General features: G+C 67.0%; 10 protein-coding genes and 1 pseudogene. 7 read left to right on the top strand and 4 right to left on the bottom strand.

The genetic code is table 11. From position 1 onward, the window contains the following. Positions 1-57: 57 nt before the first annotated feature. From ACFQE0_RS25635 to ACFQE0_RS25625, 3 genes are read left to right on the top strand one after another with little or no spacing between them, the layout of a single operon-like run. Positions 58-582, top strand: a complete 525-nt coding sequence (locus tag ACFQE0_RS25635; RefSeq protein WP_378974710.1) for an ankyrin repeat domain-containing protein — start codon at positions 58-60, stop codon at positions 580-582. Positions 583-632: 50 nt separating this feature from the next. After that, positions 633-2,366: a pyrroloquinoline quinone-dependent dehydrogenase gene (locus ACFQE0_RS25630; RefSeq protein WP_378975705.1), complete on the top strand. Its 1,734-nt coding sequence runs from the start codon at positions 633-635 to the stop codon at positions 2,364-2,366. 53 nt (positions 2,367-2,419) lie between these two features. Then, positions 2,420-2,833: an acyl-CoA thioesterase gene (locus ACFQE0_RS25625; protein WP_378974707.1), complete on the top strand. Its 414-nt coding sequence runs from the start codon at positions 2,420-2,422 to the stop codon at positions 2,831-2,833. A 5-nt stretch (positions 2,834-2,838) separates the two neighbouring features. Here ACFQE0_RS25625 and ACFQE0_RS25620 read toward each other — a convergent pair whose 3' ends face one another. The 4 genes from ACFQE0_RS25620 to ACFQE0_RS25605 form a co-directional block, all read right to left on the bottom strand. Continuing rightward, on the bottom strand, positions 2,839-4,020 hold the full coding sequence (locus ACFQE0_RS25620; RefSeq protein ID WP_378974705.1) for an acyltransferase family protein: 1,182 nt from the start codon (positions 4,018-4,020) through the stop codon (positions 2,839-2,841). 158 nt (positions 4,021-4,178) lie between these two features. Next, positions 4,179-5,495: an O-antigen ligase family protein gene (locus tag ACFQE0_RS25615; protein WP_378974703.1), complete on the bottom strand. Its 1,317-nt coding sequence runs from the start codon at positions 5,493-5,495 to the stop codon at positions 4,179-4,181. Between the two features lie 122 nt (positions 5,496-5,617). Further along, positions 5,618-6,547 (bottom strand): alpha/beta hydrolase, encoded by a 930-nt coding sequence (locus tag ACFQE0_RS25610; RefSeq protein WP_378974700.1) that lies wholly within the window; start codon positions 6,545-6,547, stop codon positions 5,618-5,620. An 85-nt stretch (positions 6,548-6,632) separates the two neighbouring features. Next, the gene (locus ACFQE0_RS25605) at positions 6,633-7,523 is read right to left on the bottom strand and encodes a lytic transglycosylase domain-containing protein (protein ID WP_378974698.1); all 891 of its coding nucleotides are present in this window, start codon (positions 7,521-7,523) and stop codon (positions 6,633-6,635) included. A 149-nt stretch (positions 7,524-7,672) separates the two neighbouring features. Between ACFQE0_RS25605 and ACFQE0_RS25600 the strand changes: the two genes are divergently transcribed. From ACFQE0_RS25600 to ACFQE0_RS25585, 4 genes and pseudogenes are all read left to right on the top strand, one after another. Then, complete coding sequence (locus tag ACFQE0_RS25600; protein ID WP_378974695.1) at positions 7,673-9,307, top strand: ABC transporter ATP-binding protein; 1,635 nt, start codon at positions 7,673-7,675, stop codon at positions 9,305-9,307. Between the two features lie 3 nt (positions 9,308-9,310). Continuing rightward, the gene (locus ACFQE0_RS25595) at positions 9,311-10,531 is read left to right on the top strand and encodes a phosphopentomutase (RefSeq protein WP_378974692.1); all 1,221 of its coding nucleotides are present in this window, start codon (positions 9,311-9,313) and stop codon (positions 10,529-10,531) included. Positions 10,532-10,541: 10 nt separating this feature from the next. Further along, positions 10,542-10,730, top strand: coding sequence for a DUF1192 domain-containing protein (locus ACFQE0_RS25590; protein WP_378974690.1), 189 nt, complete (start codon positions 10,542-10,544; stop codon positions 10,728-10,730). 1 nt (position 10,731) lies between these two features. After that, positions 10,732-12,005 (top strand): annotated as a pseudogene (locus tag ACFQE0_RS25585) (leucine-rich repeat-containing protein kinase family protein). Positions 12,006-12,107: the final 102 nt, after the last annotated feature.

The following is a 12,107-nucleotide window of genomic DNA, read 5'->3' as shown; positions in this document are numbered from 1 at the left end:
CGGCGGTCGCCGTCCCATCTACCGGTCGCAATCCTCTCGCAGGCAATCCTTCAGAGCATGACCGATCCAAAGCCCGAACTCGATTCTGAAACGCTGGCCTTCGCAGGAAGGGTCTTTCAGTTCGCGCGGATGGGTCACGCCGAGGAACTCGCCGAGCTGTTCGCCCAGGGGCTGCCGGCCAACCTGCGCAACGATAAGGGCGACAGCATCCTCATGCTGGCCGCCTATAACGGACAGATTGATGCGACGCGGGTCATCCTCGAAGCCGGGGGCGATCCCGAACTCGCCAACGATCGTGGCCAGACGCCGCTGGCCGGGGCGGCGTTCAAGGGCGAGACGGAGATCGCCAAGCTGCTGCTCGCCCATGGCGCGCAGGTGGACGGCATCGGCGACGGCACCCGCACCGCGCTGATGACGGCGGCGATGTTCGACCGGACGGAGATAGTCGATCTCCTCCTCGCCCATGGCGCCGACCCGGACCTGCGCGACGCCTCGGGCAAAAGCGCGGCCGACATGGCCCGCGCCATGGGTGCGCAGGCGACGCCGGAGCAGTTGGACAAGGCTCCGCGGAAGGGCATCTGAGCCCGCTTCAACGCACAAAAGACATAGAGGGGAACGCCGTGCCGAAGGTGATGAGACTGTCGGGCGTGCTGTTCGCCCTCGCCTTGCCTGCCCAAGCAGGGGAAACCGATTGGCCCGCCTTCGGCCATGATGCCAGCAACCGTAACTATTCGGAACTGACGCAGATCGACCGGGGCAATGTCGCCCGCCTGAGGCCCGCCTGGATGTTCCAGACCGGCGTGACCGGTTACTTCCAGGCGCAGCCCGTGATGGTCGATGGGGTGCTCTATCTCTCGACCACGCAGAACAACGTCGCGGCGCTCGATCCCAAATCTGGCAAGGTGCTGTGGACCTATCTGCATAAGCCTCGCACCGAGAAAATCTTCGGCCCGCCCTCGAACCGGGGCGTCGCGGTGGCGGGGGGCCTTGTCTATCAGGCGACCATGGACGGGCGCGTCATCGCCCTCGATGCCAAGACCGGCAAGGTGGTCTGGGACCACGAGGCAGTCCGCCCGGAGGAGGGCGAGACCGAAACAGCCTCGGGCCTTGCGGACAAGCTCGGCGGCAAGCCGGTCCAAGGATCGAGCCGCCTCGGCTTCAAAATGCCGCCCTTGGTCGCCGAGGGTCTGGTGATCGTCGGCGTCACAGGCGCGGGCTACGGCCTGCATGTCGAGGATGCGTCCGGCGGGCTCGATGGCGGCGCGGTCGTCGGCATCGAAGGCGGATATGGCCGCCGGGGCTGGCTCGCCGCCTACGATGCCAAGACCGGCGAGGAACGCTGGCGTTGGTACGTCACACCCTCCGAAGGTTGGGAAGGCGGGTTCGTCGACAGGACCGCCGATGGCATTCCCCTTCACCGGGACATCGCCGCCGAGAAGACCGCCGCCGGGGCGAACCGCGATGCGTGGCGGGTCGGGGGCGGCTCCCTCTGGATGACGCCCGCCTACGACCCGGCTCTCGGCCTGCTGTTCCTCGGCACGGGCAACCCGGCGCCACAGAATTTCGGCCTCACTCGGCCCGGCGATAATCTCTACACGATGTGCCTCGTCGCCCTCGACGTCCACACGGGCACGTTACGCTGGTACTTCCAGCAAGTACCGCACGACGAATGGGGCTACGACGTCGCCGCGCCGCCCTTCCTGCTCGACGGTCCGAATGGGACCAAGGCCGTAGCCTCCGCGAGCAAGACGGGCTGGATCTACGTTCACGACCGTCAGAGCGGGGCGCTGCTGTCCCGGTCTGAACCGCTTATCAAACAAAAGAACCTGTTCGTCCCGCCGAGCCCCGAAGGCACAGTCGTGTCGCCGGGCCCACTCGGGGCGGTCTCGTGGCCGCCTACGGCCTATGATGGACATCTCGCTTTCGTGCAGGTTCGCCATGCGGCGACGACCTATACCGTGAACGCCGTCCCCGCCGCGCCGGGCCGCCCGGAGATCCGCTACACCGAGACGGGCGTCGCGAAGGGCGAGCCTTCCTTCAGCACGCTCACCGCCGTCGATCTGAACGGCGGTGGCAAGATCGCGTGGTCCACACGCTCAGAAAGCCGCCTCTCGGGCGGAACGCTCGCCACGGCGGGCGGCCTCGTCTTCTCCGGCGAGGAAGACGGGCATCTCGACGCGCATGACGCCGCGACGGGCAAGATCCTGTGGCGCTTCCAATGCGGCGCTGGAATCAGCGGACCGGCCATGACCTACGCGATCGACGGTCGGCAATACGTGGCGGTCGCGGCGGGCGGCTCGTCCTTCACCCAATCCTCCGGCTTCGGCACCGGAGATTCCCTCGTCGTCTTCGCCCTCCCGGATTGACGGTTTCTCGCTGCACCGCAAAAGCTCGGCCTTTCAGCTGAGCGGAGCGGGACATGGACGATGTTGCGAGCGAGGAGGGTCCGCACCAACCGACGGATCGGGGGCCGCCGGTCATCCGCACCATCGCCATGCCCGGCGATACCAACCCGGCCGGAGATATCTTCGGCGGCTGGCTGATGGCGCAGATGGATCTCGCGGCGGGCAACGTCGCGGCGCGCCGCTCGCGTGGCCGCTGCGCGACCATCGCCGTCGATGCGATCACCTTCCATCATCCCGTCTTCGTCGGCGATGAGGTGAGCATCTATGCGTGGCTGCTGAAGGTCGGCCGGTCATCCCTGCGGATACAGGTCGAGGTCTGGCGCCGGGAGCGGGCGAGCGAAGCGACCATGAAGGTCACGGAGGCGACCTTCACCTTCGTGGCGATCGGCGAGGACCGCCGTCCGCGCCCGGTGCCGCAGGCGACTTGAGCCGCTCAGGCCCCAGCCTGTGAGACGGGCATCGGCCGACCGGCAGCCGGACGCGCACCGCGCATGATCCGGCGTCGCACCGGCTCTTCCACCAGGAGATGAACCAGGGACGCCGCCACGAGACTCACGGCGCTGTTCGCGGCGATGCCGAGCCACGGATGGGCGGCGAGCATGCCGTGCAAAACTACCTTGTCCGCAGTGTTGAGGATGGCGAAGATCGGAATGTGCAGGAGGTAGAGAGCGAAGGAGATCTTGCCGAGGAAGACCAACGGTGCCGAACAGAGCGGCCCCCGCCGCAACGCCGCGCAGGCGAGGATGAGCGGCGCCCAGGCGAGCACGGTGAACCCGTTGTGCAAGACCGGCTCGGGCACGAACCGGGCGAAGGTCACGATCAGCGCGCCAAAGCAGAAAGCCGCGACGGTCAGGAGCGGCGTCGAGAGCGGAACACTCCGCCACGCCACGAAGAGCAGCAGCCCCGCGAGGAATTCCGGCAGGTGCAGCAGCGGGAAGTACTTCACGAACTCGGCGATCAGGACGGGGCGGATCCCGCCTTCCTCCGGCGCGATCAGCGAGACGCCGCCGCTCGACGCTTGCCAGACCAGTGTCGCCAGAGCAACGACCGCGGCCCAGAAGGCGAGGGTGACAAGAGCGATCTGCTTCGGGTTGCGTAGCACCAGCGGCAGGAGGATCGGGAACAGAGCGTAGAAGAACAGCTCGACCGAGACCGACCAGCTCGGGCAATCGAGTGAGCAGGCCGCGCCAGGCACCCAGGCATGAATTCCGAGGGGTGCCAGGATCGCGCCGGAAGCCATCAGGGCCTTCAACGGCATGGGCTGTTTCGTGACCCAGGCGAGAAACCACGGGACGTGGATCATCAGCGCCAGCAGGAAGACCGGATACACCCGCGCGAAGCGGGCGCGATAGAAGAGCGACCGCGCGAAGGGCTGCGAGAGGTCCGCATCCCGATAATTGTAGGCGAGGATGAACCCCGACAGCAGAAAGAAGAAGGTGACGCCGGAATAACCAAGCGACACGATGCTCGATGCACTGGCCTGCGGAAAGAAATAGGGCGTGTAATGGAACGCCACGACATAGGCCGCCGCGAAGAAGCGCAATGAGGTAAGCGCGGGAAGCGCCTCAACCTTGGGATGAGCGTTGACGGCGGGCGTCGAGCGCGTATCGAGCATGAAGTAAACGTCCGGATTGCACTTGAAGCGGAACGTTCTCATCCGCTTCTTTGGGCACTTGGCCTACTCTACCAAGCCGTCCCTGCCATTTTATCGAAAAAAGTCGCTCGAATGCGTTCAGCAACAGTTATCGACAATTAGTGCTACCGGATCGTCGCTCAGGCTATGACCGGGCGGACCGTGAGCATCCGCAGGCCCGCAATCGCCATGACGATCATGCCGAAGGCCGGCGTATTCGGGTTGAAAAGGATCGTCTCCAGCGAGGCCGACAGGAGCACCAGCTGCCACAGCCGCAGGAACAGCTCGGCCGAAGGATCGGTCGCGCCCTGCGGCAAGCGGTAGAGGAAGTCCCGCGTCGGCATGGCGATAAAGACGAGCAGTGTCAGCACGAAGCCCGGCAGGCCCATGGCGACGGCCGCGTCGAGGAAGGAATTATGCGCCTGGGTCGCCATCTGCACCCAGTTCGAATCGGGGTTCACCACCGAGGCGTAGACCGTCCGCTCCGTCATCCAGAACGCGCCGAAACCGAACCCAGTCAGCGGCTTCTGAACGATGTTGTCGATGGCGAAGGCCCAGATCTCGTTGCGCGCCGTGAAGGTCGCATCGGGAAGCACTACGTCGAGCACCGCGCGCACCGGCGGCAGCACGATCGAGCCGATGGTAATCGTCATCAGCAGAAGCACCGGCCCGACCAGCAGCACCAGCCGCAGGAAGCGCGAGCGGAGGATGCCGCAGAGCCAGGAGATGCCCAGCACCATCACCAGCGTGATCATCGGCGTCTTCGAGCCACTGCCGATCAGGAAGATTCCGGCCCCGGCCACCATGATCCAGCCGAGCAAGGCGCTGCGCACGGAGGCGATGAACAGGCCGAGGATGACGAGGATCGTCATCGCCATGCCAGCCTCGTTCTTGTGCGAGAAGATTCCCCGCCACAGCCCGTCATGACCGATCTCACCGGTGAGATCGAAATGGGAGTGGATGGTCAGGCCCGGCACGAGGAGCAGACCGAGATAGCTCGAAGCCAATACGGTGAGCCCTGCCATGGCGAAGGCATCGGCCAGTTGCCGCGCCGAGCGCGCCACCACCAGCAGGCTTACCGACAGGAAGCCCGCGATGACGTAGAGGGCGAGGCGGCGCAGGGAGAGAGCAGGGTCGCCCGAGATGAGCGACGTCAACAGCAGCCACCCGCCAAAGGCCAGCACGGATTTCGTCGCCAGCGGACGAAGCCGGTCCACGCCCAAGTGCCAGACCAGCGGGACGCCGACGAGGATCATCGAGATAAACAGGATCTGCGTGGCGAGGCTGCCGCCTTCCACCTCACCGATCGGGGTCGGTGTCGCGAGGTCCGTGAACCACGTGTGGTTGAGTAGCGCGACGACCACAAAGGTCATGTAGGCGAGGCGGACGACATCCGGCAGATCGCGGGCCGGGCGTTTGACGGCCGGCTCACTGTTCGGAAAGACGGTCTCGGTCACCGTGCGCACAGGTCAGACTCGCCACTGTCGGCCCGAACCCGTTCAGCCGGACCCACGCGATCTTATCGCACGGGCCTATAGGCAAATGCTAACGACACCGCGAGGATGCCGATAAACTCTCGTTAGGGTTGAAGCTTTGCCGGTGTGACCGGCCCCGTCATCGTATACTGCGTCCGTCCCGCCGCTTGGCGCATCAGGAACGATGACATCTCGGCCAATTCCGGAGCCTTCGAACGGAAGGTTACGGACAGGGCGAGCAGCGTGTCCTTGTGGTCGAGGCCCCGATAGACCTTCTCCTGCACCGGAACGTTGGCGGCGCGCAGGCGCGCAGCCAGGGCGGCGGTGTGGCGGGGGCGAACGGTCGTGTCACCATCGCCCGTGGCGAGGAAGGTTGGCGGCGAAAGCGGGCCGGCGAGGTTGACCGGCTGCGTACCCGGCAGATCCTTGGTCTGACCGAAGACCTTGATCGTCGTGTCGGTGTCGAGCGGCAGGAAGTCGTAAGGACCGGACAGGCCGGCCACAGCGCGGATGACCTTCGGATCGACCCCGACCGCTTCGAGGTAGCGCGTATCGAAGCCGAGCATCACCGCGTTGTAGGCGCCCGCCGAGTGCCCGGCGAGGACGACGCGGCGTGGATCACCGCCGAACTCGGCGATGTGGTCGCGTACCCAGGCGATGGCAGCAGCCCCATCCTGCAGGAATTCGGGGAAGCGCACCTGCGGATAGAGCCGATAATCCGGCAGCACCGTCACGAAGCCCTGGGCGGCCAGGGCGTGGCCGACGAAGGCGTAATCGTCCTTCGAGCCGCTGTCCCACGAGCCGCCATAGAAGAAGACGAGGACCGGAGCATTCTCCGCGGCGGTTGCCGGAACGTAGACATCAAGCTTGTTGCGGTTGTTCTGGCCGAACACCCGGTCCCGCGCCGCGAGCCGCCCGCCGGAATCCCGGGGGCCGAGCGCGTCGAACAGAGAAAGGGGCGAGGCATTGGAGATGCCCAGGGCAGCGAGCCCGAGGCAGATGAGACTGGCGAAGGCGGTGAAGAGGCGTGTCATATCCCGTCCGGTCGAGCCGCGCCCCGCCATCAATCACCCGCCTCGGGGCGGATTGATGACGCAGACGTGGCCTTCGATGAAAATTTCAGGTTCTGAGAACGATGCAGGCGCCGCCCGCCTGCCGAATCTTGCCGCACAGGCCATCGGCGGCTTGGCGCGTCTCGGCCGGGATGCGGATGCGGTAGAAGGCACGCGTGCCCCGGTTGCGCAGGCGCGTGCCGATGATCATGGGTCGCACCTCACCGATCACCTTCGCATAGGTCGCGCGTGTCCGGGAGAAGCTCTGAAGCGCCAGCGCTTTCGAGAAGTTGCCCGCAAGCTGGATGCCCCAGGGCGCGGCCGGCCCCTCCGAGCCGCCGAGCGCGAAGCGGTCGCCCCGGTTCGGCACCCGTAGCGCGGCGGTGACCTGCAGGCAGGTCTGCGGCTTCTCCGGCTCGGCCTTCGCCTCCGGAGCGCCGCCCTCGGGATATTCTACGCCGCTGGCGGGCGCCCGCCATTCCTCCGGCGCGCGGCCGGTGATGGCCAGCACGTAAGCCCGGGTCTCGGCGGGTAGGCCGCCGTTCCCTGCGAGCCAGTTCGACACCCGCGTCGGCCCACCATTATAGGCCGCCGCCGCGAGCCCGAGATTGCCGAACTGGCGCTTCAGGTCGGACAGCAGATGCGCCGCATGGGGGATGGCTTGTTCGGGATCGAACGGATCGAGCAGGCCGCGCTCCTTGGCCGTGCCCGGCATGAATTGCGCCACGCCCTGCGCGCCCGCCGGGCTGACGACCCCGACGCGAAAGCTGGATTCCCGCCAGATCAGGCGGGTCAGGAAGGCCACGGGCAGGTTCCTGGCCTTGGCCGAGTCGTCGATCAGGCGGCACAGCGCCTGTTCGACCGTCTCCGTCGCGCCATCGGAGGGAGCGGCGAAAGCGCGTCCCGTGAGGCCGGTGAGAAGGACGAGCGCCAGGATCAGGCGAAGGGACGGCGACACGGTGCGGGACAGGGGAACCGGGCTCTCCGATGGTGCCCCGTATCGATCCAATCGTGGGCGGGAGCGCAAGTAGCGCCTGCCACGCCTGCTTCAATGCGGTTCGGGTTGCTGCCCCTGTGACGCGGGGGCTTCCGCGCTATAAGGCCAGCATGCCGGATCCGCAGTCTACGCTTCTGTCCGTCGAGAACCTGTCCGTCGCCTTCCGCTCGCGGGACGGGGATACGGTCGCCGTCGATGACGTCTCCTTCTCCATCGCGCGAGGCGAAACGCTCGCGCTCGTGGGTGAGTCCGGCTCCGGTAAATCGGTCTCGGCGTTGGCGATCCTTCGCCTTCTCGATAGCGCGGCGGCGCAAAAGGGGCGCATCCTGTTCAACGGGCGCGACCTCGCGAGCCTGCCGGAGAGGGAGATGCGTGGCGTGCGCGGCGCCGACATCACCATGGTCTTCCAGGAGCCCATGACGTCGCTGAACCCGCTTCACACGATCGAGCGGCAGATCGGCGAGGTGCTGGCGCTTCACCGCACCCTCTCCCGGAAGGCGGCACGAGCGCGGATCCTCGAGCTGCTCGAACTCGTCGGCCTGCGCGATGCCGAGCGGCGGATGGGCGCCTATCCGCACGAACTCTCCGGCGGACAGCGCCAGCGTGTAATGATCGCCATGGCGCTCGCCTGCGAGCCCGAACTGCTCGTCGCGGACGAGCCAACCACCGCCCTCGACGTCACCGTCCAGGCGCAGATCCTCGCCCTACTCGCCGACCTGCAGAAGCGGCTCGGCATGGCGATGCTGTTCATCACCCACGATCTCGGCATCGTGCAGCGGATCGCAGACCGGGTCTGCGTGATGCTGAAGGGCCGCATCGTCGAGGCGGGCGAGACAGCCGCCGTCTTTCGCGACCCGCAGCACGAGTATACGCGGCGCCTCATTGCCTCGGAGCCGAAAGGCCGGGCTAACCCTGTGCCCCCCGCCGCGCCGACCCTTGTCGAGGCAGGGCCGCTCAAGGTGTGGTTCCCGCTCAAGGCTGGGCTGTTTCGGCAAGCCGGCGGCTATGTGAAGGCCGTCGATGGCGTCTCGGTAAAGGTCAGGGCCGGAGAGACGGTCGGCGTCGTCGGCGAATCCGGCTCGGGCAAGACGACGCTGGGCCTCGCCATCCTACGGCTCACCGCCTCCGAAGGGCCGATCGTCTTCATGGGCCAACGGATCGACGGATACGCGATCCGCCAAATGCGGCCCCTGCGCCGAGACATGCAGGTGGTCTTCCAAGATCCCTACGGCTCGCTCTCGCCGCGCATGTCGGTGGCCGACATCGTGTCGGAAGGGCTGGTCGTTCAGGGTGCCGTTCGCAACCGGGCCGAGCGGCGCTCCGTCGTCGCGAAGGCACTCCATGATGTCGGACTCGATCCGGCGACGATGGATCGATACCCGCACGAATTTTCCGGCGGCCAGCGCCAGCGCATCGCCATCGCCCGCGCCATCGTGCTGGGCCCGAAATTCATCGTGCTTGATGAGCCGACCTCCGCCCTCGACCGCTCCGTGCAGGCGCAGATCGTGACGCTGCTGCGCGACCTTCAACGCGAGCGGGGCCTCGCCTACCTGTTCATCAGCCACGATCTGAAGGTGGTGCGCGCCCTCGCGAACCACGTGGTGGTGATGCAGAACGGGCATGTGGTCGAGGAGGGCGCAGCGGAGACGATCTTCGCCAACCCGCGCACCGAATACACCCAAACCCTGTTCAAGGCCGCCTTCGCCCTCGACAGCGACGAGCCGACCGAGCTGGAGCCCGCCTGAGCCGTGGCCCGCGCGCTCCTCATCGTGCTGGATTCGGTCGGAATCGGCGGCGCTCCGGATGCCGCTGCCTACGGCGATTCCGGATCCGACACGCTCGGCCATATCGCGGTCGCCTGCGCCGAGGGGCGAGGCGACCGGGCGGGCCTGCGCGCCGGCCCACTGCGTCTTCCACACCTCACTGCCCTCGGGATCGGTCTCGCAGCACGAGGCGCGACCGGGACGGTTCCGCCTGGGCTCGCACCGGTGGATGAGCCGTTGGCACTCTACGGCAATGCCATCGAGACAGCGGCGGGTAAGGACACGCCCTCCGGCCATTGGGAGATCGCGGGCCTCGCCCTCCCGGAGCCCTGGGGCACCTTCCCCGACACGCGTCCGGCGTTCCCGCCGGAATTGATCGAGGCGCTGATCACGCAAGGCGGCCTGCCCGGCATCCTGGGTGATCGCCATGCCAACGGCGTCGGGATTATCGACGATCTCGGACCTGAGCATATGCGGACCGGCAAGCCGATCTGCTACACATCGGCCGACAGCGTATTCCAGATCGCCGCGCATGAAGAGAGCTTCGGTCTCGACCGGCTCTACGAACTCTGCCGCACGGCGCGGACCCTCTGCGATCCGTACCGGATCTGCCGCGTCATCGCCCGGCCCTTCACCGGCTCGCCCGAGGGCGGTTTCCGCCGCACCGCGAACCGCAAGGACTACGCCGTGACGCCCCCCGGCCCGACCCTGCTCGATCGAGCCGAGGAGGCGGGCCGAGCCGTGGTGAGCGTCGGCAAGATCGGAGACATCTTCGCCCACCGGGCCACCGGCTGCGAAGTCAAACCCGGCGGCAATGCCGCCTGCCTCGATACCGGTCTGGCTGCCCTGCGCGACCTGCCCGACGGCGGGCTGGTCTTCGTGAACCTCGTGGATTTCGACACCGAGCACGGCCACCGCCGGGATGTGCCGGGCTACGCCGCCGAACTCGAAGCTTTCGACGCGTTGGTGCCCGCGATCCATGCCGTCCTCCGGCTGGGCGACGTGGCGATTATCACCGCGGACCACGGCAACGATCCGACCTGGACGGGCACGGACCACACTCGCGAGCAGGTGCCGGTCCTCACCTTCGGCCCCGGCCTCGCCACCGGCCCGATCGGCCGACGTGACAGCTTCTCCGACATCGCCGCTTCCCTCGCGCGGCATCTCGGCCTGCCGGGCATCGGCATGGGCACGCCCTTCCTTTAGGAGCCTCCGCATGTGGGACGACGACAAGCCGCGCAAAACGCCGTCGCACGAGATCGGTCAGCCGCTCGAGACGCTGTCACTGTCGGACCTCGACGAGCGGATCGCCCTGTTGCGCGCGGAGATCGCGCGGATCGAGGCCGCTCGTGCCGCCAAGGAGGCGGCCCAATCCTCCGCCGACGCCTTCTTCAAGCGCGGCTGAGATGGATCGCACGGCGACCCTCGCGGCCCTGCGCCGGGGCCAACTCGCGGGAGCGAAGGCCATCCGCCTGCCGGATGGCCTGACCGAGTTTCCCCCGAACTCTATGGCCTCGCCGACACGCTGGAACTGCTCGACCTCGGGCGCGGCACCTACGCCCTGCCCGACGATATCGGACGCTTCCGAGCCCTGACGGTGTTGTTCTGCTCGGGGACGCCCTTCGCTCGGCTACCGCCTGCGTTGGGAGATTGCCCAGCCTTGAGCCAGATCGGCTTTCGGGGCTGCGGCATCAGGGAGGTGCCTGCGGAATCGCTGCCGACGAGGCTGCGTTGGCTGACCCTTACGGACAATCGCATCGCGCATCTGCCGGATGCGCTCGGGCATCGGCCGCTGCTCCAGAAGCTGATGCTGTCCGGCAACGAACTGACGCAACTTCCTGATAGCTTGCGAGAAGCCGGCAATCTCGAACTCATCCGCTTCGCCAGTAATCGCTTCGAGCGCCTGCCGAACTGGCTCGGCGAAATGCCCTCGCTGGCCTGGATCTCCTACTCCGGCAATCTGGCAGAACCCGAGGGGTTGTCGACCGCTGCGCCGCTCGTTCCGTGGTCGGACCTCACCCTCGGGCCGCTCTTGGGCGAGGGCAGTTCCGGCCTCGTCTACCGGGCAGGTTGGCACAGCGGCGGCGATGTCGCACTCAAGCTGTTCAAGGGCGCCATGGGCAGCGACGGCCTGCCCGAGCGCGAGATGGCGGCCTGCCTCGCTGCAGGCGATCACCCGGCCCTGATCGGGGCGCTCGGTCGTCTCACGAACCACCCGGACGGCACGCCCGGCCTGGTGCTGCGCCTCGTTCCGGCGGAATGGCCGGTGCTTGCTGGGCCACCCAGCCTCGCGAGTTGCAGCCGCGACGTCTACGAGCCCGGCCTGCGCCTCTCACCGGACGCCGCGCGGCGCCTGGCCCGCGACATCGCCTCGGCCCTCGCGCATCTGCACGAACGGCGGCTGATGCATGGCGATCTCTACGGCCACAACATCCTGTGGGACGGACACGGCGGCGCGGCCGCCCTCGGAGACTTCGGCGCGGCCTCGGTCCTGCCCGACGGAGCGGAGGGGCGTGCCTTGGCGCGGATCGAGACCCGCGCCTTTGGTATCCTGCTTGGTGAACTTCTGGATCTCGTCCTCGACGATTCCGAAGTTCTGCGTGATCTGGCGCGACGTTGCACGAATCCTGATCCGGCCTCTCGACCAGACATGGGGGACATCGCCGTCGCCTTGCGATGAAGTATCGAGTGGATATCACGGAGAGTTGCACAAGCAATCGAATGCAATCCCCGCCAGTATGGCATCGCTCAGACACGCAAACCTGCTATCAGGAGACCGTCA

The organism is Methylobacterium komagatae, assembly GCF_042661665.1.
Classification (GTDB): Bacteria; Pseudomonadota; Alphaproteobacteria; order Rhizobiales; family Beijerinckiaceae; genus Methylobacterium; species Methylobacterium komagatae.
This window is presented reverse-complemented; position numbering and strand designations above follow the sequence as displayed.